Genomic DNA, 21,827 nt, shown 5'->3' with positions numbered 1-21,827 from the left:
CCTGCCGGAGCTTCGGATTGTCACATCCGTCGCGCGGACAGGCTCCGCTCGCTTCCGGGCACAAGTGACTGAGCTCGTGCCTCCCGTCCCGAAAACCGAGGGCATTATGGGGCGCGGTGGACGGGGTGCGGACAAGTTTGTCTCTGTCCTCACCCCATAAACTGTCGTCCCGATGACAATCGGGACCCGGGCTGCGACGCGAAGCCGTTGCCAGCACTGGTGAAATCGGGTGTGTGAGCCTGGGTCCTGACCTTCGTCAGGATGACGGTTGGTGGCGGGTTATGCCGGGGATAAACGGCCTCTCCCCGAAATAGATAGACACGCACCCACTCCCGCGCCACGCGCGGATTGACCCATAGATCCCGTGTCAGTCAGCGGGCCGTATCCGGTTCTTGAGGTCAAGGGCGGCGCGTCGGCAAGGGGGTTCGGGCGGGGTGAGCGTGGCCGTGCGGGCGGCTAAGCGTCAAACCGTAGGTGCTCCCGTTTTTCCCGCCTTTGCGGGCATCGGTCGGGATGACAATGACTCTATGGATCCGTCCGCGCGCGACCCGATCACGGACGGGCGCAAGTCCCCGGCTCGGTCGTCAACTCAACGTCCCGAAGCTTTGCACGAGCGATCCCGTCACCAGTCGCCAGCCATCGACGAGCACGAAGAAAATCAGCTTGAACGGGAGCGAGATGACGATCGGTGGCAGCATCATCATGCCCATCGACATGAGGATGGAGGCCACCACGAGGTCGATGATCAGGAAGGGGATGAAGAGCAGGAAGCCAATCTCGAAGGCGCGACGCAGTTCGGAGATCATGAAAGCCGGCGCGACAACCCAGAAAGACGCCTCTTCCGGCGTCTCCGGCACGGCTTGCTGGGACATGTCGATGAAGAGGGCGAGATCGTCCTCGCGCACATGGCTGAGCATGAAGGTCTTCAGTGGGCCGGTGGACAGGTCGAAGGCCTCTGTCAGTTCGATTTCCTCTTCGAGCAAGGGCTGGATGCCCTGTTCGTAGGATTCGGTGAAGACCGGCGCCATGATGAAGCCGGTCAGGAAGATGGCCAGGGAGACCAGGACCGCATTGGGCGGGCTCTGTTGCAGTCCGAGCCCGGTCCGCAGGAGCGACAGGACGACGATAATGCGGACGAAACTGGTCGTCATGATGACGATGGACGGCGCCAGTGACAGGACAGTGAGCAGCGCGATCAGCTGCAGGATGCGCTCGGTGAGGGCCCCTTCCTGCCCGGCGTCGACGGTCACGGTCTGGGCTTCGGCCGGGAAGCCGGCCAGGGTGATCATGCCAATCAGGAAAAGCCCGAGGCAGACCCAGAAACCCTTGCGAGCATTCATGATCGCGACTCCCTGGCGGTGGGCTTCGGCCGGACGGGGTCAGGGCGTGCCGGGCCGGTTGAAAGAAGGGTTTCACGCTCCGCGCCCAGCAAGACGATATGTTCGGTTTCGTCAGCCTGCAGGATGACCAGGCGGCGGCGCGGATCAATGACCAGCGTCTCGCGGATCTTCAGCCGCTTGTCGGCCCCGCCAAGCTGGCGCAGGCCGGTCATTTGCTGCAGCAGCCAGCCTTTCTGGATCGCATAGGCAAACAGGCCCAATCCGCCCAGAAGGACGACCAGGATCGAGATCGCGAACAAGTAGCTGGTCCAGTTGACGATATCGGACATCGAGCCGTGGCCTCATAAACAATAACCACTGTCTGGGGCGATGCGGTTAAGTCCGCGTTAACCGTGCGAGACCACCTTCGTTCATAACTGAGAAAGGGGATTCGCGCATGCGGCCCGACGACGTGCCGGTCCTGGCACTGCTTCGACAATCGATGAGTTTTCACTCTGATCGCCAGCAGGTGATCGCGGAGAACATCGCGAATGCGAATACACCGGGTTACACGCCGCGGGATCTCGATGAGTCCGACTTTCACGCCGCCCTGCGTTCGCAGATGGGCGACCGGTCGACCGCGCCGCGCGGGGCGATTGGCCTGACCACGACCCGGGCCGGTCACATTCCGGCCTCGACGGGTGCAAGCGCCTCCTCGGCGAGCTGGGAACCGATCGACAGCCCGGATTCGGAGACGACGGTAAACGGCAATTCTGTCGTGATTGAAGAACAGATGGTCAGGGCTCAGGAAAACCGCATGCGCTATGAGAGCGCGCTGACCCTCTACCAGAAAAGTCTAGGCCTGTTGCGGACGGCGATCCGTCCGCCGGGCCGCTAGGGAGTGAACCATGGGTAACGCTTCAGACGCGATGCAGATCTCCGCTTTCGGCATGCGGGCGCAAGCCGCCCGGATGCGGATCATCTCGGAGAATATCGCCAATGCCGACTCGACCGCGCGCGAGCCTGGCGGTGATCCCTATCGACGGCAGGTCCCGGTCTTCGAAGCCGAGCTCGATCGGGCGACCGGCCTCAATGCCGTGCGCATGACCGATGTCGCGCACGACCAGAGCGAATTCACGCTCGAATTTGATCCGGGCCATCCGGCTGCCAATGACGAAGGCTATGTCCAATACTCCAACGTGCAGACGCTTGTGGAGATGATGGACATGCGTGAAGCCATGCGAACCTATGAAGCCAATCTCAACATGATCGAAAATGCCCGCCGCATGCAGGAGCGGGCGCTCGATCTCCTGCGCCGCTAGAATAGCCAACGCGCACGCCATCTGAATGAAGGACAAAGTCCATGGCCGCTGACCTTTCTGCCGTACAGGCCTATCAGGCCGCTATCCGGACCGCCCAGCAATCCTCACTGGGCTCGGCCCAGGACGCGGCTTCCGGGGGTGCCGGGATGGATTTTGGCGCGCTGGTCACCAGTGCCGTCGCCGATACCGGACAGACCCTGGCCACTGCCGAGCAAATGACGGCTGCCGGCGCGGCTGGAGAAGCTGAATTGATCGATGTCGTTACCGCCGTCTCGGCTGCCGAAATCTCGCTGGAAACCGTCGTCGCCGTCCGCGATGAGGTGGTGAAGGCCTACCAGGAAATCCTGCGCATGCCGATCTGATCCGGCTGACGCAATACCCGGACCAATGAGCCCCGGCACCGGCCGGGGCTTTTTTGTGTCTGGTGCGGGATGGCGCGGCGTTTATCTCCGCCGCTCGAGCGCGAGTGCCGGTATCGTCGACGTTGAGTGACCACGTGCAAGGTGGGCCCGACCACAGCCGGGCCCTTGATCGCGTGGCGCCCTGCTCAGCCGCGTGTCTCGGCAATCCAGGCCTCGACCTCTTCGGTCAGCATGGAAAGCGGGATCTGGCCAGAAGCGAGAACGCGATCATGGAAGCCGCGCAGGTCGAAATCGGCTCCCAATTCCCGTTCGGCCTGTGCGCGCAGGGCGATGATATGGTTCTTGCCGACCTGATAGGCCGTTGCCTGGCCCGGGAAGACGACATAGCGCTCGACGGCGGGGACTATGTCGGCCTGGGCGTTGGGTGTGTTTTCGGTCAGATAGGTGATCGCGTCCTCACGGCTCCAGCCATAGGCGTGCAGGCCGCTGTCGACGACAAGACGGCAGGCGCGCCACAACTCCATCGCGATACGCCCGGCATTGAGATGAGGATCCTCATAAAGGCCCATCTCCAGCGGCAGGTATTCCGCATAGAGGCCCCAGCCCTCGGCATAGGCGGTGAAGCTGCCAAACTGGCGGAAGCGGGGCAAATTCCCCATTTCCTGCTGGATGGAACGCTGCAGGTGATGGCCCGGAATGCCCTCATGATAGGCCAGCGTCGCCATCTGGTAGGTCGGCATGCTCGCCATGTCGCGCAAATTGGCATAATAGACCGCCGGTCGTGAGCCGTCCGGCGTGGCATTCTGGTAGAAGGCCAGTCCGGCCCCATTCTCGCGGAAGGGCTCGACCCGCCGGACTTCCAGCTCGGCCTGGGGCAGGGTCCCGAACACTTCCGGAAGGCGCTCGCGCATTGCGTCAATGATCGCGGTGGCCTCCGCCATATAGTCCGCCCGACCTTCATCCGTGTTGGGATAATAGAATTGCGGATCTTCGCGCAGATAGTTGAAAAATTCGCCGAGTGAGCCGTCAAAACCGACCTCTGCCATCACGCCGCGCATCTCGGTTTGCAGGCGGTCGACCTCGGCCAGTCCCAGCGCGTGGATTTCCTGCGCGGTCATGTCGGTCGTCGTGAAACCGGTCAGAAGATCGTTGTAATAGGCTTCGCCATCGGGGAGATCGGCGACTCCGTCAGCCGTGGTCGACCGGTCGCGGTGATCTTCCAGCATGGCTTGCAAGCGGGCATAGGCCGGACCGACATCCTCCAGCAAGGCCGTGCGGGCCCGGGCGAGGAGATCGTCGCGCGTGGCCTCATCAAGTTCGATCTCGCCCAGCTTGCGCTGGATATCCGCCCAGAGCGGATGATCCGGTCCGTCATCGAAGGGCGCGCCGGACTGAAGCCCGGCGACGGTTGCGAGGACACGCTCATAGACCCAGGCCGGGGCCTGGATGCCGTTGTCGAAACGGTAGTCGGCTTCCTCGATCTGTTGGCCCAAGGCGTCGTCCATGGTCGACAGGCGCTGGATATAGGCTTCGGCATGTTCGGCGGTCTGGATGCGATGCTGACCGATCAGGAAGGCGACCAGCCCGGTGTGCGGTCCGAAGAGCTGGTTGAAGATGTAGCCATAGCGGCGATAGGGCTCGGCTTCGGCCCCGCGTTCGGTCTGGTATTCGAACAGGCGCCAGGACATCTGGCCGACCGGATCCAGTGCGGCGAAGTCAAAATTGGCGCGCATATGGGCCAGTCGCTCGCGACTCCGGGCAATGGCGGCCTGGGCGGCGGCTTCACTGGTGTCATTCCAGCGTCCGTAATCCTCGTCGATAATGCCCAGGCCGGTCTTGCCGGTGGGGAAGAATTCGAGATCAGCGTTGAAGAGTTCCTCGAACCAGGCATTCAGCCGGTCCGTCTCGGTCTGCTCTGCCGGGGCGGTCTCGGTCTCGGTCTGGGCCTGGGCCGAGGCTGTCACCGCCATGGGTGTGAGCCCGGCCAGGGCCGTGCAGCCGGCCAAGAGCCATGTGCGCAGCGTGGCGCGCGATGTGGTGGTCATGTTGTCCCCTTTACCCTCTGGATCAGCGGGCAAGATCGGGGCGCGGGGCCTGCGGGGGCCTGACGGGCGGCTTACGGTACAGTCATGGCCAATAGATTGCGCCTGTGTCACCAAATGGCCGCCACACATGAAAAAAAGGCCCCCGATCATGCACCGGGGGCCTCGTTTCGTCGGATCGGGGTACGCGCTATTCCTGCGCGTCCTCGATCCAGGCATTGACGCGTTCTTCGAGCACTGACATCGGCATGGCGCCCTGGGTCAGCACCACATCGTGGAAATCGCGGATGTCATAGGCGTCACCGAGCGCTTCCTCGGCGATGCCACGCAAGCGGAGGATTTCCAGCATGCCGACCTTGTAGGCCGTAGCCTGGCCCGGATAGACGATATAGCGGTCGATCGCGGCAACGATATCGCCCTGCGGATTGGGCGTGTTCTCGGCCAGATAGTCGACGGCATCCTGACGTGACCACTGGTGATAGTGGAGACCGGTATCGACGACCAGGCGGCAGGCCCGCCACAACTCCATCGCCAGTCGACCAAAGTCGGAATAGGGGTCGGAGTAGAAGCCGTACTCGACCGGCAGATACTCGGTGTAGAGACCCCAGCCCTCGGTATAGGCGGTATAGCCACCAAAGCGACGGAAGGCCGGAATGCCTTCCAGCTCCTGCATGATGGCCAGTTGCATGTGATGGCCCGGGCTGCCTTCGTGATAGGCGAGGGCCTCCATCTGATAGGTCGGCATCAGCGACATGTCGCGCAGATTGGCGTAGTAGACGCCCGGTCGTGAGCCGTTCGGCGCCGGGCGCTGGTAGAAAGCCTTGCCGGCGCTGTCCTGACGGAAGATTTCGACCCGGCGAACCTCCAGAGCCGCACGCGGGAAGGTGTTGAACATCTGCGGCAGGGTTTCGGTCATCGTATCGATCAGCGCCGTGGCGTCGGCGAGATAATCGGCGCGACCTTCGTCGGTGTTCGGATAGTAGAATTGCTCGTCCGTGCGCATGAATTCGAAGAAGTCCTGCAGCGAGCCCTCAAAACCGACCTGCTCCATGATGCCACGCATCTCGTCGTGAATGCGGGCGACCTCGGCCACGCCGAGCTGGTGGATCTCCTCGGCCGACAGATCCATTGTCGTATAGCCGTTGAGCAGGAAGTTGTAGAATTCGCCGCCATCGGGATGCTTCCACACGCCGTCATCATCGGTTGCGACCTCTGCCTGCTCCTCGAACAGGGCAATCACGCGTCCATAGGCCGGGGCCACGGCCTCGGTGAGGGCGGCTTCGGCCTCAGCGATCAGACGGGCGGTCTCCGCCTCGTCCAGTTCAAGTCCTTCGACCTTGCCGGCGAAGTCGGCGAGCAGCGGGCTGGCCTCGCCATCATCAAACGGAGCGCCGGTGATGATGTTGCGCGCGGTGGCGATCATCGGCTCATAGGTCCAGGCCGGGGTCAGCACGCCGAGTTCGGCCGACCGGCGCGAATTGGCGATATTCTGATCCATATAGGTCGGCAGATTGCGCAGGCGCCCGATATAGGCCTCGGCATCCGCGACCGTATCCACGCGGTGGTTGTTGATGAGGAAAGAGGCCGCATTCATGTGCGGACCGGAGCGCGGCGTGAATGTGTAACCGTGATCGACCCAGCGCTGACCTTCTGCGGCGCGCTCGGCATTGTATTCAAACAGGCGCCAGGAGAGTTGCGCGCTATCGTCCAGCGCATCGAAGTCGAAGGTCTCGCGCATATGGGCAAGATCGGCCTGGCCCATCTGGAAGCCTTCGAGCGCGAATTCCGGAGAGGCGTCGGACCATTGGTCGTAATTGGTCTTCATGCCGAGGAAAGTCTGGGTCATCGGTGAGCGCGCGACATTGCGGTCGAACGCGTCCTGGAACCAGGCATTGAGGCGATCGGACTCGGTCTCTTCGCCGGCGGCCTGCTCGACATCAGCCGAGGTGGCGTCGGCCATTGTCCCGGTCTCGGCTGCAGCCGTTTCGACCGGAGCGGCGTCGCTGGCGAGGGTTTCGTCTTCACTTGCGCCGCAGCCGGCCAGGAGCGCCAGGGCGGAAACGCCGACAATCAGGTTGGAAATACGCATCTTCATATCCCTTGTGCCTTTTCTATTGAGCCGTTTCAGCCCGTTTCTCTTCAACATAATCATTGATCAGTTGGGTCAGAACAGCCAGTGGCAGCGACCCATTGGTCAGGACCACGTCGTGGAATTCACCGTAATCGAAGGCGTCACCCAGCTCGGCCTGGGCGAAATCGCGCAATTGGCGGATCCGCATCTGACCCGTCTTGTAGGAGGTCGCCTGACCCGGCCAGACAATATAGCGCTCGACCTCGCGCGTGATCTCCTCCTCGGTGAAGGATGTGTTCTCGCGCAGATAGTCGATAGCGTCCTCGCGGCTCCATTGCAGCGAATGGATGCCGGTATCCACCACCAGGCGTCCGGCACGCCAGAGCTCATAGGCGAGACGGCCGAAATCCTGATAGGGGTCTGTGAACATCCCCATATCCTTGCCCAGGCTCTCGGCATAGAGCGCCCAGCCTTCGCCGAAGGCAGAGAGATAGAGGAAGCGCTGGAACATCGGCGTGCCCTCCTGCTCCTGCGCCAGCGTCAGCTGGAAATGGTGACCCGGCACGCCTTCATGATAGGCGAGCGTCTCCATCTGGTAGACCGGCAGGTTCCGCATGTTCAGCGTATTGGCGTAGTAGATGCCGGGGCGCGACCCATCCAGGGAACCGGTATTGTAGAAGGCGGAGGGTGAGCCGGCCGCCCGATAGGGTTCGACCTCGCGTACCACCATCTCGCCCGCGGGCAGGGTGTCGAAATAGTCGGGAATGACATCGCGGATGCTGTCGAACACGTCATTGACCTCGGCCATGTAGCGGGCGCGGCCTTCATCGGTGGACGGGTAGTAGAATTGCTCGTCCGTGCGCATGAATTCGAAGAAGTCCTGCAGCGTTCCCTCGAAGGCGACCTCTTCCATGATGCCGCGCATCTCGTCATGGATGCGGTCGATCTCGGCCAGGCCGGTATCATGCACTTCCTGCGGTGACAGGTCGGGCAGGGTGGTGAAAGCGGCCAGCTGGCTTTGGTAATAGGCCTCACCGCGCGGCAGCTTCCAGGCACCATCCCGGTCATCCGTCATTTGCTCATGGCGCTCGAACATGGCGATCAGGCGCTCATAGGCGGGACCGACCACATCCGTCAGCGCGCGGGTGCCGCGGGCAATCAGATCGGCCTTGGCGTCGTCATCTATCTCCAGCGCATTCACCTTGGCGGTAAAGTCGGCGAGGAGCGGCGAAACGGCATCGCTGTCATCAAAGGGTGCGCCGGCGATCACGGCCCGGGTATTGCCCGTCAGGTATTGGAAAGCAAAGCGTGGCGGCATGACACCGGCCTCGGCGCGCCCTTCCGCACGGGCAATCAGGGTGTCGAAGACCGGACCGATCCCGTTGAGCCGCGAGATATATGCTTCGGCGTGCTCGGCGCTTTGGACACGGTGCTGGCCAATCAGGGTCGAGGGCATGCCGGTATGGGGCCCGAACATCTGGGTGAAGACATAGGTCTGGTCCCGGAAGCCGTATTGGCGAATGCCGGTTTCCTGCAGGTATTCAAAAACGCGCCAGGAGACCCGGGCATCGCGATCGAGCGCATCAAAGTCGAACGTCTCGCGCATGTGGGCGAGACGGTCGATACGGCGTTGCTGGGCGGAGGCGGCTGCGGCATCGCTGACATCATCCCAGCGACCATAGGCGTCCAGGTCGTCAATCCGCCCGAGGCCGGTCTGTTGTTGCGGCGAGCGGGCGAGGTCGGCCTCGAAGAGTTCGGAATACCAGGCGTAGAGACGTTCGCTTTCGGTCTGGTCGCTGGAGGCGGCCTCGGTGGCAGCGGCAGCGGCTTCGCTCGTGCCAGTTTCACCCGTCGCAGGCGTCTCGCCAGAAGGCGCAGGCGAACAGGCCGCAAGAAGCGCGGCCAGCGAGGCTGTCGCCAGCCAGATCGGAAGCTTGGTCATGATGGTCTCCCCGGGCGCGACCGATCTCTCTCCCAGACCGGACGGGCCATCGTCAAAAGCAATCCAGCCGCCACACCGATCCCGGTGCGGCGGCTGATGAAATAAGCCGGGCGCAGAATAGCCTCTGCGCGGCCCGGCCTGTCAAACTTCAAGCGCGTTGAATTCGCACTATTCCGTGAGTTTGCGCGCAATCCAGGCGTCGACCAGCTCTTCCAGCAAGGTGAGCGGGATCGACCCGTTGGTCAGCACGATGTCGTGGAATTCGCCGTAGCTGAAGTCATCACCCAGCTGATCCATGGCGCGCTGCCGCAGGTCCAGAATGGTCAGCATGCCAACCTTGTAGGACACGGCCTGACCGGGCCAGACCATATAGCGCCGGACCTCGTTCGCGATGTCGCCTTCCGGCATCGGCGTGGTGGCGAGCATATAGTCAGCGGCCTCCTGCTCGGTCCATTGCAGGTGGTGGATGCCCGTGTCGACGACCAGGCGGGCGGCGCGGAAGACCTCATAGGAGAGGCGTCCGAAGTCCTGATACGGGTCGGTGAAGAAGCCCATGTCCTTGCCGAGATTCTCGGCATAGAGCGCCCAGCCTTCTCCATAGGCGGAATACCATTGCAAGCGCTGGAACATCGGGGCGTTCTCGAGTTCCTGGGCCAGCGAGGACTGGAAGTGGTGGCCCGGCGCGCCTTCGTGATAGGCGAGGGATTCCATCAAATAGGTCGGATTGTCCCGCATATTGGCAAGATTGACGTAATAGGCGCCCGGACGCGTGCCATCGAGCGACCCCTGCTCGTAAAAGGCACCGGTCGCGGTCGTGATACGGTATTCCTCGACCGCACGAACCTCGAGCTCGGCCCGCGGCAGCTGACCGAAATACTCCGGTGCGACTTCGCTGATCTGGTCAATCATGGCCGCCGATTCCGTCAGGTAACGCTCGCGCCCTTCGTCGGAATCCTCGTAGTAAAATTCATCGCTCGTGCGCAGATGTTCGAAGAAGTCCTGCAGCGATCCGTCAAAGCCGACCGTCTCCATGATCTGACGCATCTCGCCATGGATGCGCTCGACCTCGTCGAGACCGATTTGGTGGATCTGGTCCGCCGTCATGTCGGTGCGGGTCGTGTAATTCATCAGCTGGCTGCGGTAATAGGCCTCGCCATCCGGCAGGGCCCAGGCCCCATTATTGGCCTCGCCCGCCATTTCCGCATGTGACTGCATGGTCGCGATCAGATTGTCATAGGCCGGGCCGACGGAGGTGAGCAGGGCAGCCTCGGCGCGGTCGAGGAGGGCCTGGCGGGTCGCGTCATCGATCTCGATGCCGGCCAGTTTGGTCTGGATATCGCCCCAGAGCGGCGAGTCGGTACCGCTGTCATCAAACGGAGCGCCCGTGATGAAGCGCTCGGACGCGCCGACAATGATCGGATAGGCGAAAGCCGGAGCGAGCACGCCCTGCTGGGCCCGTTCGTCAGCCTGCGCGGTATAGACATTGAGTACATCGCCCATGGATTCCAGGCGGCTCATATAGGCTTCGGCATGGTCGAGGTTGTCGATCCGGTGATAGCCGATCAGCGTCGACGGCATCCCGGTATGCTGGCCGAAGAAGGATGAGAAGACAAAGCCGTGATCCCAGAATTCGGACTGCTGGGCGTTGTTCTCGGTGATGAATTCGGCAAAACGCCAGGTGATCTGGGCTTCCGGCGTCAGTGCGTCGAAGTCGAAATTCTCGTGCATGTAGCGCTGGCGGTCGGCGGCGCGTTGCAGACCGGCGCGGAAGGCCGCCTCGCTGGGGTCATTCCATTGGCCATAGGCGTCAAGGTCATCGAGCATGCCCAGATAGGTCTTGCCGATGGGCGAGAACTCGATCTCGGCTTCGAATTCCTGCTGGAACCAGGCGTACAGGCGTTCGGTCTCGGTCTGTTCGCTTGCGGCCGTTTCGGTCGGCGGTGCCGCTGTCTCGATCGCCGGATTGCCCACGGCATCCGCGCGTTCCGGCGTTTCGCCGGGCGAGCAGGCCGCAGCCAGGACAAGAGCGCTCGCGCTGGCGAGCAAGGTGTGAAGGCGCATGGCTGGAGTTTCCCCGTTTACCAGAATTGACTATTTCTTAACGCTGCAAGCTCATGCGTAAAGATAATTAACCGTAAAACCGATTCTCCCCCCGCGGTGAGAGGCGAGACCCGTGACCGGACCTGAAGTCCTTGATTTCGCAAGAGAAGCCATTTGGCTCATGCTGGCAATGTCGGCCCCGGTCATGCTGGTTGGCCTGGCTGTGGGCGTAACGATCGCGTTATTCCAGGCTCTTACGCAAGTTCAGGAGATGACCCTGGTCTTTGTTCCCAAGATCATTGCGATCTTTGTCGCCCTGCTGATTTTCCTGCCCCTCATGGGCGGTCTGATGGCCGGTTTCATGGGCGTTATTTTTGACCGGATCGCGAACCCATGATCCCGGAACTCCCGGCCCTGGTTTATGCGGCGGGTCTGGTCTTTGCCCGTCTCGGGTCGATCCTGATGCTCCTGCCGGGTTTCGGCGAGCCCTCCATCCCGGTCCGCATTCGGCTTGCCTTCGCACTGCTGCTCTGCCTGATCATGGGCCCGATCATCGCGCCGTCCCTGCCGCCCATGCCGGCCCAGCCGCTGGTCATGACAGGTATTGTGATGAGTGAGGTCATCACCGGTCTGATGATCGGTGCGGTGGCGCGTATCTTCATGTCGACCGCCGCGGTGGCCGGACAGGTAATCGGCATGCAGTCCGGCCTCGCCATGGCGCAATCCTTCGACCCCTCCCAAGGGCAGCAGGGCGCGCTGATCGCGACCTTTCTCAATCTGACTTTCCTGCTCGTTCTGCTGACGACAAATACGCATCACATGCTGCTGCAAATGGCCCTGAACTCCTATCAGGTGTTCGAGCCCGGCGGGATGCCGTCCATGACCGATGCAGCGGAATGGGCGCTGACCGCCTTCATCGACGCCTTCCGGATCGGGGTGCAGCTGGCCTCGCCGCTCATACTTTACGGCCTGCTTTTCTATCTCGCCCTTGGCATTCTCTCGCGGTTGATGCCGCAGGCGCAGATTTTCTTTATTGCCATGCCATCGAATATCATGGTCGGTCTGATCATCCTCACGATCGCCCTGGGGGCAATGAGCGCGGTCTGGCTGGAGCGCATGCAGCGCTTTGCCATGGAAATGACCTGACAGGGACGCTAGCGGATGGCCGAAGGCGAAGACGACAGCCAGAAAACAGAGGAACCGACCCAGCGGCGGCTGGATGACGCGCGCAAGAAAGGTGATGTCGCCAAGTCGCAGGAGATTCCCGGCTGGTTCATCCTGGCGGCCGGCCTCGCTCTTCTGGCTTTCATCTTTCCGCTGATGTCCCGGACGCTCGCGGGCTCACTGGAAGTCTTTTTCGAACAACCCCATCGTTTCGCTGTCGAGCCGGGCTCGATGATGACATTGCTGCAGACCATGGCCTGGCAGGTGATTGGCGCAGTCGGATTTGCGGTCCTGGTCCTCGCCATGGCCGGCTTTGCCGGGCATTACATCCAGCAAGGCATGCTGTTCACGACCGAGAAGATCCAGCCCAAGTTTTCAAAGCTGAACCCGATCGAGGGCTTCAAGCGCAATTTCGGTCCCCAAGGCGTGGCCAATTTTCTCAAGGGGGTTGGCAAGATGGCATTGGTCGCCGCTGCCGCTTTCCTGGTCATCTATCCCAAGCGCGAAATCCTGGCAGGCATGCCGGCGCTCGACATTTCAGCCCTGTTGTCGCTTGTCCGCCAGGGGGCGATCGAATTGCTGCTGGCGGCCCTGACCGTCTACGCGGTGATCGCCGGCCTCGATTATGTGTTCCAGCGCCAGAGCTTCATGAAGCGCAACCGGATGTCGCGCCGCGAGATCAAGGACGAGATGAAGCAGTCCGAGGGCGACCCGCTGGTCCGCGCCAAGCTGCGCCAGCTGCGTCAGGAACGGGCCCAGCGCCGCATGATGACCAAAGTGCCCGATGCCACTGTGGTCGTCACCAACCCGACCCACTACGCCATCGCCCTCCATTATGTGCAGGGCCAGACGCCGGCCCCGATCTGTGTGGCCAAGGGGGTCGACGCGGTTGCCCTGCGCATTCGCGAACTGGCCGAGGAAAATTCTGTCCCCATCGTCGAGGATCCGCCCCTCGCGCGTGCCCTGCACGCCACGGCGGATCTCGACGAGGAGATTCCGACCGAACACTTCCAGGCCGTGGCCAAGGTGGTCGGTTATGTTCTGTCTCTCGCTCAGGGACAGCGCGCGCGTTACCGCCCGAGCGAGTAGACTGAGCCGACATCGTTTTGATTCGCGCCGGAGTTCCGCATGGCCGATGCTTCCCCGCCGACCCCGCAGGTCGATGCCAATATTGAACGCAAGCCCTTTTGGTCGAAACCGGCCGGACGTGTGGCGTTCTGGGTGTGCGGGGTCGTCGCGGTCGCGGCGGCGGCGGTGGCGCTGATTGGCGCGGGCCAGGATGGCGGGCATGGCCTGGTCTATCTGTTCGGTCTGGCCGTGATTGCGGTTCTGATCCTGTTTGCCATCGCCGCGGGTGAAGCGGCCGGCCAGACCATGCGGCGCCAGGTGGCGCGCAACCAGGCGCCCAATACCACCGAAATCGGGTTTTCCGCCATGGAAGGCTTTCCCGACCCGGTTCTCATTTCCGACCAGCGCGGCGCGGCCCGTTGGGCCAATGCCGCCTATCGCGAGCTGGCGCGGAAGACAGGTGGTTTTGGTCAGAGTTTCGGCCTGCCGACCGTGGACCGGCTCTGGGCCGGTTCCGGTGGCGGTGACGGCACGGTGTACAGGCTGGCGCGCGCGGCGGCCGGCGGCGAGGGCGCGCGTGAACTCCTGCCACCGCTCGATCTGGGTGAGCATGGTGTCCAGCGTTTCCATCTCGAGGCGGCCCCGCAAGCGGGCGGGCTGATCCTCTGGCGCCTGATGCCGGCCGGCGACCATGAGGCCGGCGCATCCGGCGCCCTTTCGGACTGGTCCCAGCATTCACCGGTCGCCCTGTTTTCCTTGCGGCCCAATGGCGATGTGCCGATGGCCAATGCGACCCTGCGAGACTGGCTCGGCCTGGCCGAAGGCGCTCCGGTCCCCGCGCTCAAGGAGATGCTCACCGGTGATGGTGCCAAGCGCGTCCTGCAGACCCGGGGCGGTGAAGGCGTTGCCCGCATCGATGCCCGTCTGAATGCCCGCGACGGAATCGAGAGTCCGGTCGCGCTGGTTGTCGAATGGGCGCCGGGCGATCCCGGTGCGGGGCGGGCCGTGATGTACGGTCTCTCCGTGACCGGAGCCCCGCCGGGCGTGGCCCAGGCGATGTCTGCCGGTGACGGCTCAGAGGCGCGCCCGACCGGTCGGACCCTGGACGACATGTTCGGCAATGCCCCCTTCGGCGTTGTGCGCCTGGACGGTGCCGATCCGGAAACCGCGATCATCGAGGACGTCAATCCGGCCCTGGTCCAGCTCTCCGGCGGCAAGGCGCTGCCCGGCATCAAATTCTGCGACCTGTTCAACTGGGAAGACGGGCGTTCGCCGACCGATGCCTTTGCCGCCGCCATGGCCGGCAGTGGCGAGCCGGCCGAGGCGCGCCTCGATCACGACGAAACCAGCGTCTATGTCCATCTCGCCTTCTCGCCGGCGCGCGGCGGCAAGCGCGTCGCCTATGTCATTGACGTCACGGCCTGGAAAGAGCTGGAACGCCAGTTCAGCCAGGCCAACAAGATGCAGGCCGTTGGCCAGCTGGCGGGCGGCGTGGCCCACGACTTCAACAATCTGCTGACCGCCGTCCGGCTCAATTGTGATGAGCTCCTGAACCGCCACCCGGTTGGTGATCCGGATTATTCCGAGCTGCAGGCGATCAATCAGACCGTCGCCCGTGCGGCCGGTCTCGTGCGCAAACTGCTCGCCTTCTCGCGCAAGCAGACCTTCCGCATGGAGACGCTGGATATCGGTGATCTCCTGTCAGATGTGTCGGTCCTGCTGCGCCAGATCGTCGAGGAGACGGTGCGGCTGGACATCAAGCACGGTCGCGACCTGCCGATGATCAAGGCCGACAAGGGCCAGCTGGAAACCGCCATCATCAATCTCGCCGCCAATGCCCGCGATGCCATGCGCGAAAATGGCGGCGGCTCTCTGGTGATCACCACATCCCGCGTCGATGTCGACACGGTGCGCAATGCCGGCGCCCCCAATCCGCGCGACGGTGACTGGATGGCCATTGCCGTGACCGATCAGGGTCATGGCATGGACAAGGCGACGATGGAGAAGATTTTCGAGCCCTTCTTCACCACCAAGGAGGCCGGCAAGGGAACCGGCCTGGGGCTTGCCACCGTCTATGGCATCGTCAAGCAATCCGGCGGCTTCCTCTTTGCCGACAGCGAAGTGGGCAAGGGCACGACCTTCACGATCTATCTTCCCGGTCATGAACCAACCGAGGAAGAGGCCGTCGAGCTGGAACAGGCCGAGGTCGCCAAGACGGTCGAGAAAGCACCGGCAGATCTGTCCGGTCGCGGCCGGATCCTGCTGGTCGAGGATGAGGACGCCGTGCGCCAGATCGCGGCCAAGACCCTGATCAAGCGCGGCTATGAGGTGGTCGAAGCCTGCGATGGCGAAGAAGCCTATGAAATCCTCGAAGATGAGGAAGAGGGTTTCGACCTGATGATCTCCGATGTCGTGATGCCGGGCCTGGACGGTCCGGGGCTTTTGAAAAAGGCGCGCGACATGCTGGGTGACACGCGGGTTGTCTTCATCTCCGGTTATGCCGCCGAGCAATTCTCCGAGACCCTGTCCCAGGAGCAGGACGTCTCCTTCCTGCCCAAACCCTTCACGCTCACCCAGCTGGCCGAGAAGGTGAAGGAGGAGCTGGGCGAGAAGGTCGAATAGTTCGTTTCAGTGCCTCTTCCGATCGGCCCTGATCCGCAGTTTGCGGGCTGACAATTCCGGTGAGATGTCCATAAAGGGTGCAAACGCGCGCTGGCGCGCCAGAACAGGCTGTGCGGACCATCATGGACAAGACTTTCAACCCGAATGACGCCGAAACCCGGATCTATCAGGCCTGGGAAGACAGCGGGGCTTTCCAGCCGAAGGACGACGACAATGCCGAGGCGTTCTCGATCGTCATTCCGCCGCCCAATGTCACCGGCCGCCTGCACATCGGTCACGCGCTGAACAATACGCTGCAGGACGTGCTGGTCCGCTACAAGCGCATGCTGGGCTGTTCGGTCCTGTGGCAGCCGGGTACCGACCATGCCGGCATCGCCACCCAGATGGTGGTCGAGCGCCAGCTGGCCGAAGAAGGCAATATGTCCCGCGCCGAGATGGGGCGTGAGGCCTTTCTTGAGCGGGTCTGGGAGTGGAAAGAGGAAAGCGGCGGCGCGATCATGCAGCAGCTGCGCCGCCTCGGCGCGACCTGCGACTGGTCGCGCGAACGTTTCACCCTGGATGAGGGCCTGTCCAAGGCTGTCCTGAAAGTCTTCGTCGAGCTGCATCAACAAGGGCTGATCTACCGCGACAAGCGCCTGGTGAACTGGGACCCGCATTTCCAGACGGCAATCTCCGATCTCGAGGTCGAGAACCGCGAGACACAAGGCCATTTCTGGCATTTCGCCTATCCGCTGGCCGATGGCTCCGGCGAGCTGGTCGTGGCCACCACGCGCCCGGAAACCGTGCTGGGTGACAGCGCTGTCGCCGTCCATCCCGATGACGCGCGCTATCAGCACCTCATCGGCAAGATGATCAAGCTGCCGATCGCCGACGTGGAAATCCCGATCGTCGCTGACGAGCACGCCGATCCCGAGCAGGGCACGGGCTGTGTGAAGATCACCCCGGCCCACGATTTCAACGACTTTGAAGTCGGCAAGCGCAACGACCTGCCCAAGGTCAATATTCTCGACCGGCAGGCCCGCCTTCTGAGCGAAGACGACGGCACGGGCGGCCTGGAGCGTATTCCGGCCGAGTGGCGCGGCATGGACCGTTTCGAGGCCCGCAAGGCGCTGGTCGCGAAAATGGACGAGCTGGGTCTGCTCCGCGAAGTCGAGGACAAGGTCATCCAGCAACCCTATGGCGACCGCTCCGGCGTCGTCATCGAGCCCTGGCTCACCGACCAGTGGTATGTGAATGCCGGTGAGCTGGCCAAGGACGCCATCGCCGCTGTCGAGGACGGCCGCACCACCTTCCATCCCAAGGCCTGGGAAAAGACCTATTTTGAATGGATGCGCAACATCCAGCCCTGGTGCATCTCGCGCCAGCTCTGGTGGGGGCATCGGGTGCCAGCGTGGTATGATGACGACGGCAATGTCTTTGTCGCGGAGAGCGAAGAGGCAGCAGCCGAACAGGCGCGCGCCAAGCTCGGCAGGGACGTGGTGTTGACCCAGGACGAAGACGTCCTCGACACCTGGTTCTCCTCCGCACTCTGGCCCTTCTCGACCTTGGGCTGGCCGGATGACACGCCGGACATGGTCGAGCGCTATTACCCGACCTCGGTGCTGATCACCGCCTTCGACATCATCTTCTTCTGGGTCGCCCGGATGATGATGCAGGGCCTGCATTTCATGAAAGTAGCGCCCTTCAAGGACGTCTATATCCACGCCCTCGTCCGTGATGAAAACGGGCAGAAGATGTCCAAGTCCAAGGGCAATGTGATCGATCCGCTGGAGCTGATCGACGCATACGGTGCCGATGCCGTGCGCTTCACCCTGGCCGCCCAGGCCGGGCAGGGCCGCGATATCCGCATGTCCAAGGAACGCGTCGAGGGCTATCGAAACTTCGGCACCAAGCTGTGGAATGCCGCTCGCTTTGCCGAGATGAATGAGTGTGTCGTGCCCGAGGGGTATGACCCGAAATCCGTCACCCAGACGGTCAACAAGTGGATCCTGTCCGAGGCCGCCCAGGCGGTCGAGGCGATCAATGCGGGCCTGGATACCTACCGCTTCAATGAGGCCGCTGCAGCCGCCTATCGCTTTGTCTGGAATGTTTTCTGCGACTGGCACCTGGAATTCGCCAAACCGCTCTTCAATGGCGAGGACGAGGCGGCCAAGGCCGAGACCCGGGCGACCACCGCCTATGTGCTCGATCAGGCCCTGAAAATGCTCCACCCCTTCATGCCCTTCGTCACAGAGGCGCTGTGGGCGGAGACGGGCACGCGCGACACCCAGCTGATTGTCGCCGACTGGCCGCAGCTGGATGGTCTGCAGGACGCCGACGCCACGGCCGAGATGAACTGGCTGATCCATCTGGTCACGGACATTCGCCGCCTGCGCGCCGAGATGAATATCCCGGCCGGCGCCAAGCTGCCCCTGGTGGCTGTCGAGGCCGATGAGGTCACAACCACGCGCCTCTGGCGCCATTCGACCTTGATCCAGCGCATGGCGCGGTTGTCCTCGATCGATCTCGCCGACACGGTTCCGCCGGCGTCTGCCCAGAGCGTGCTTGGCACGACAACGCTGGCCCTGCCGCTGGAAGGCGTCATCGATTTCGGCGCCGAGAAGGATCGCCTCGCCAAGGAAGTCGCCAAGCTCGATGGCGAGATCACCCGGCTGGAGAAAAAGCTCGGCAATGAGCGTTTCGTCGCCAACGCCCCCGCCGAGGTCGTCGCCGAACAACGTGAAAAACTGACCGACTATGCCGGCCAGAAAACCAAGATGGCCGAAGCCCTGGCCCGGCTCGAGGCGATGTAATGGATGATCGCGCGCTCGAGCAGGTCTGGACGACGCGACTCCAGCCCTGGCTGCAATCTCGTGAAGCCGAACGCCGCCAGGCTGCGACGCGCTTCTGGCTGATCGCAGTGCCCGGTATGGCGGTAGCCGTGGCGCTGGGCTGGTTTGTCCTGACGCGGACTGAATCCCTGATGATTTCGGGCGGCGTGTTTGCCGTGTCTGCGGCGGTGTTGACGGGGATAGGCTGGGGGCCGCTCGCTCGAATAGAAAGCGAGATGCGGCAACAAACCCTGTTGCATCTGGCCGAGGTATTCGGGTTCACACTGGACGATGACGGCGCGCCAAACATTCCGGTCGAACGCTTCCATGAGCTTGACCTGGTCTATTCCGCGCCCGCGACTCTCACGCATTCGCTGAGCCAGACCCGCGCTGGGCGACAGGTCGATGTGACGGTCGGGAGTTTCACCTATCCTTCGCACGATCGCGACAAGCCCGATACATGGCTGACCGATTTCACCGGCGCGCTCATTCGCATCCAGCTGAATCGTCAGCTGGCCGGCGAGGTGATTCTGACGCGTCAGCTCGACTGGTTCTCCGAGTTGTCGCGAAAAGGGGGCAGCTTTCTGGCCAATCGGCTGGACCTGTTCAAGCTCAAGCCTGTCGAGGAAAGCGAGTCGTTCGCGGCCTACGCCAAAACCAGGCGTGACGCTGATGCCCTGCTGACACCCGGTCTGGCGGACGGACTGAAGCAGTTGCAGCCTCGCTTTCGAGGCGTGCCTTTGAGGGTGGCGCTTGTTCCCGAGACGGAAGGCAGCGTGTGCTACATCGCCGCGAATTCACTCGCCCTGACTGATAATACCTCGATCCTCGAACCGCTCGACCGGCGCAGCCGCGTCGATGGGCTGATCCGAGAGATGTCGGCAATTGATGATCTGGTTGACCTCATCATTCGCGAAGTCGACCCTGACGCGGACTCGTAAGCGTCCAAGTTGCACCCGGGCCGGTATCCTTTTTTGGAGGCGTCATGACCGAGCAAGACTGGAACACCGTCTGGACCGAAACGCTCGAGCCCTGGCTGGCGGGGCTGGAGAGTGACCGGAAACGCCTTGTCCTGCTCCGCTGGCGATGGACCGCCGGCGGCATGGCGCTCGGCATTGCCGCCGCGGTCACGCTCGCCTGGAATAATGTCGAGGCGGCGCCGATCGTGATCGCCGCGGTGCTCGGGCCCTTCCTTGGCTACATGATTGGCAGCCATGCGCTGGGCAAAATGTCCAAGCGGATCAAGGCCGAGCTGAACACCACGATCGCCGGGGCGCTGGGGTTGACCTATTCGCCCAAACCTTACTCTCCGGCGCGCTTTGACCGCTTGCGGGAATTCGGCCTGTTGCCGTCCTCGGACCGGCGCAAGTTCGAGGATCATTTTGCGGGTGAGCTGGATGGTTGTGAGTTCGAACTCTACGAGGCGCATCTGGAACAGCGCCGCCGCTCGAAGAAACGCACCTATTACGTCACCGTCTTTCGCGGCGTGATCATCCGCATCAATTTCCCGCGCAAGGTCGAGGGCATTACTGTCATCACGCGCGATGCGGGCTGGTTCAACGGCATCCAGTCCTTTGCCCGCGGTTTCGGGGCTCACAAGCTGGAGCGGATCGGCCTCGTCGATCCCGAATTCGAGAAGGCCTTTGAGGTCTATGGCAATGACCAGGTCCTCGCCCGCTACATGCTCACACCGTCCTTCATGGAACGCCTTCTGGCGCTGGAAACCAGCCTGAATGGCAAGAAGGTCCGGGCCGCCTTTGATGAGGCCAGCGGCGAAGGCGAGCTGCTGATCGCGGCGGAGACCGGCAATCTCTTCGAGGTCGGCTCCATGTCGAAACCGCTGACCGAACCCGGGCGATTCAACAGGATCGTCGAGGAACTCGGCCACATCACCGGTCTGATCGACCTCCTCGTTGCGCCGGCCCGGCTCGGCGAGCATGAGGCCCGCCAGGGCGAGTAGGTCAGGCTGGACGCCCGGCTTCGATCAGGCGCTCGGCCAGGCTTGCCAGCGAGGCCTCGTCCAGATCGGACGTCTCCAGCACAACCGGCTTTCCGGTCTCGCTGCCGCGCTTGCGGGCGCGGTCATAGGCCGGGTCGTAATGGGTGGTGATCAGGGCCGTGGCGAGCGGTTCGAAATCGCCGGCTTCCGCGAGCGCGTGCCAGGCTTCGATCTCCGTCTGTGGATGAAAGCGTCGCAAGCCATCAATGGCCGCCATCAGCTTGTCGGTGTCGCTGGCCAGATCCGGATAGGCGGTCATGAGATAACGCGCGCGGGCGCTGGCAGGTGCCTGGATCCGGATTCGCGGGGCGGCCTGCATCGCGGCCCAGACGCGGGGCGGGACGCGCAGGCGGCCGACCTGCCGGCTTTCCGCCTCGACATAGACCGGGCGGTCCGGATCAAGCGTGCGCAATTGCGTCCAGATCGCGGTCTCGAAGGCCTTCTGGCTTGGTTGCGGCGTATCCGCGAAATTGCCGAAAATGGAGCCGCGATGAGAGGCCAGGCCTTCCAGATCGATCACCTGTTCGCCGCGCGCGGCGAGGATGTGCAGGAGGCGGGTCTTGGCTGTGCCCGTCTGGCCGTCGATCAGGATGATGGGGATGGCGGCTTCGTCTTCCAGCGCCGCGCTGACCTGGCGCCGCCAGGTGCGATACCCGCCCTCGATCAGGGTCGTCTTCCAGCCGACCGCTGCAAGGATGGTCGCCATGGATTGGGACCGCATCCCGCCGCGCCAGCAATAGACAAGAGGTTTGAAGGCCTTCTCCCGGTCTGCCAGAACCGTGTCGATATGGGCGGCGATATTGCGCGCGGTGAGGGCCGCGCCCATACGGCGGGCCTCGAAGACGGAGACCTGGGTATAGTGTGTGCCGACCCGGGCCCGTTCCTCATCATCCAGAACAGGCAGATTGATGGCGCCCGGCAGATGATCGTCGGCGAACTCGGCGGGCGAGCGCACATCGATAATGGCGTCATACTGTGCCAGCGCTTGCGCGGACAGGTCATCCGTGGTGGCTATGCGTTGCATCGGTGTGTCGATCCCGGTCATGCCGGCAGACTAGCCAAAAAG

General features: G+C 62.9%; 17 protein-coding genes. 10 read left to right on the top strand and 7 right to left on the bottom strand.

The window, feature by feature from the left end; all coding sequences use genetic code 11:
* Positions 1–584: 584 nt before the first annotated feature.
* Together fliP and JXQ94_RS08235 are read right to left on the bottom strand one after the other, a co-directional pair.
* Positions 585–1,340 carry a flagellar type III secretion system pore protein FliP gene (gene fliP, locus JXQ94_RS08240; protein ID WP_421923291.1) on the bottom strand — a complete coding sequence of 252 codons (756 nt, stop codon included), beginning with the start codon at positions 1,338–1,340 and terminating at the stop codon, positions 585–587.
* Positions 1,337–1,669, bottom strand: coding sequence for a flagellar biosynthetic protein FliO (locus JXQ94_RS08235; protein ID WP_421923290.1), 333 nt, complete (start codon positions 1,667–1,669; stop codon positions 1,337–1,339). The genes fliP and JXQ94_RS08235 overlap by 4 nt, the downstream gene beginning before the upstream one ends.
* A gap of 107 nt (positions 1,670–1,776) precedes the next feature.
* On the opposite strand from JXQ94_RS08235, the gene flgB reads away from it, so the two are divergent.
* From flgB to fliE, 3 genes are read left to right on the top strand one after another with little or no spacing between them, the layout of a single operon-like run.
* The gene (gene flgB, locus JXQ94_RS08230; protein WP_421923289.1) at positions 1,777–2,217 is read left to right on the top strand and encodes a flagellar basal body rod protein FlgB; all 441 of its coding nucleotides are present in this window, start codon (positions 1,777–1,779) and stop codon (positions 2,215–2,217) included.
* A 10-nt stretch (positions 2,218–2,227) separates the two neighbouring features.
* Positions 2,228–2,641, top strand: coding sequence for a flagellar basal body rod protein FlgC (gene flgC / locus JXQ94_RS08225; protein WP_295691726.1), 414 nt, complete (start codon positions 2,228–2,230; stop codon positions 2,639–2,641).
* A 41-nt stretch (positions 2,642–2,682) separates the two neighbouring features.
* The gene (fliE, locus tag JXQ94_RS08220; protein WP_421923288.1) at positions 2,683–3,003 is read left to right on the top strand and encodes a flagellar hook-basal body complex protein FliE; all 321 of its coding nucleotides are present in this window, start codon (positions 2,683–2,685) and stop codon (positions 3,001–3,003) included.
* 185 nt (positions 3,004–3,188) lie between these two features.
* Here the strand turns inward: fliE and JXQ94_RS08215 are convergent, their stop codons facing one another.
* The 4 genes from JXQ94_RS08215 to JXQ94_RS08200 all read right to left on the bottom strand — a co-directional run bounded on the left by JXQ94_RS08215 (position 3,189) and on the right by JXQ94_RS08200 (position 11,119).
* Positions 3,189–5,048 (bottom strand): DUF885 domain-containing protein, encoded by a 1,860-nt coding sequence (locus JXQ94_RS08215; protein WP_421923287.1) that lies wholly within the window; start codon positions 5,046–5,048, stop codon positions 3,189–3,191.
* 187 nt (positions 5,049–5,235) lie between these two features.
* Positions 5,236–7,134 carry a DUF885 domain-containing protein gene (locus JXQ94_RS08210; protein ID WP_421923286.1) on the bottom strand — a complete coding sequence of 633 codons (1,899 nt, stop codon included), beginning with the start codon at positions 7,132–7,134 and terminating at the stop codon, positions 5,236–5,238.
* Positions 7,135–7,156: 22 nt separating this feature from the next.
* On the bottom strand, positions 7,157–9,058 hold the full coding sequence (locus JXQ94_RS08205; RefSeq protein WP_421923285.1) for a DUF885 domain-containing protein: 1,902 nt from the start codon (positions 9,056–9,058) through the stop codon (positions 7,157–7,159).
* Between the two features lie 168 nt (positions 9,059–9,226).
* A complete protein-coding gene (locus JXQ94_RS08200; RefSeq protein ID WP_421923284.1) occupies positions 9,227–11,119 on the bottom strand; it encodes a DUF885 domain-containing protein in 1,893 nt (630 codons plus the stop codon).
* 112 nt (positions 11,120–11,231) lie between these two features.
* Between JXQ94_RS08200 and fliQ the strand changes: the two genes are divergently transcribed.
* The 7 genes from fliQ to JXQ94_RS08165 all read left to right on the top strand — a co-directional run bounded on the left by fliQ (position 11,232) and on the right by JXQ94_RS08165 (position 20,722).
* Positions 11,232–11,495 (top strand): flagellar biosynthesis protein FliQ, encoded by a 264-nt coding sequence (gene fliQ / locus JXQ94_RS08195; RefSeq protein ID WP_421923283.1) that lies wholly within the window; start codon positions 11,232–11,234, stop codon positions 11,493–11,495.
* Positions 11,492–12,244, top strand: a complete 753-nt coding sequence (fliR, locus tag JXQ94_RS08190; protein ID WP_295693649.1) for a flagellar biosynthetic protein FliR — start codon at positions 11,492–11,494, stop codon at positions 12,242–12,244. Before fliQ ends, fliR begins: the two co-directional genes overlap by 4 nt.
* A gap of 15 nt (positions 12,245–12,259) precedes the next feature.
* The gene (flhB, locus tag JXQ94_RS08185; protein ID WP_421923282.1) at positions 12,260–13,351 is read left to right on the top strand and encodes a flagellar biosynthesis protein FlhB; all 1,092 of its coding nucleotides are present in this window, start codon (positions 12,260–12,262) and stop codon (positions 13,349–13,351) included.
* A gap of 39 nt (positions 13,352–13,390) precedes the next feature.
* Positions 13,391–15,952 (top strand): hybrid sensor histidine kinase/response regulator, encoded by a 2,562-nt coding sequence (locus JXQ94_RS08180; RefSeq protein ID WP_421923281.1) that lies wholly within the window; start codon positions 13,391–13,393, stop codon positions 15,950–15,952.
* Positions 15,953–16,071: 119 nt separating this feature from the next.
* Positions 16,072–18,744 carry a valine--tRNA ligase gene (locus JXQ94_RS08175; protein ID WP_421923732.1) on the top strand — a complete coding sequence of 891 codons (2,673 nt, stop codon included), beginning with the start codon at positions 16,072–16,074 and terminating at the stop codon, positions 18,742–18,744.
* Positions 18,744–19,703 carry a hypothetical protein gene (locus JXQ94_RS08170; protein WP_421923280.1) on the top strand — a complete coding sequence of 320 codons (960 nt, stop codon included), beginning with the start codon at positions 18,744–18,746 and terminating at the stop codon, positions 19,701–19,703. Before JXQ94_RS08175 ends, JXQ94_RS08170 begins: the two co-directional genes overlap by 1 nt.
* Before the next feature lie 44 nt (positions 19,704–19,747).
* Complete coding sequence (locus JXQ94_RS08165; RefSeq protein ID WP_421923279.1) at positions 19,748–20,722, top strand: DUF3137 domain-containing protein; 975 nt, start codon at positions 19,748–19,750, stop codon at positions 20,720–20,722.
* A gap of 1 nt (position 20,723) precedes the next feature.
* Here the strand turns inward: JXQ94_RS08165 and mnmH are convergent, their stop codons facing one another.
* A complete protein-coding gene (mnmH, locus tag JXQ94_RS08160; RefSeq protein WP_421923278.1) occupies positions 20,724–21,806 on the bottom strand; it encodes a tRNA 2-selenouridine(34) synthase MnmH in 1,083 nt (360 codons plus the stop codon).
* Positions 21,807–21,827 lie beyond the last annotated feature (21 nt).

The organism is Maricaulis maris (assembly GCF_049116555.1).
Taxonomy (GTDB): Bacteria; Pseudomonadota; Alphaproteobacteria; order Caulobacterales; family Maricaulaceae; genus Maricaulis; species Maricaulis maris_C.
This window is presented reverse-complemented; position numbering and strand designations above follow the sequence as displayed.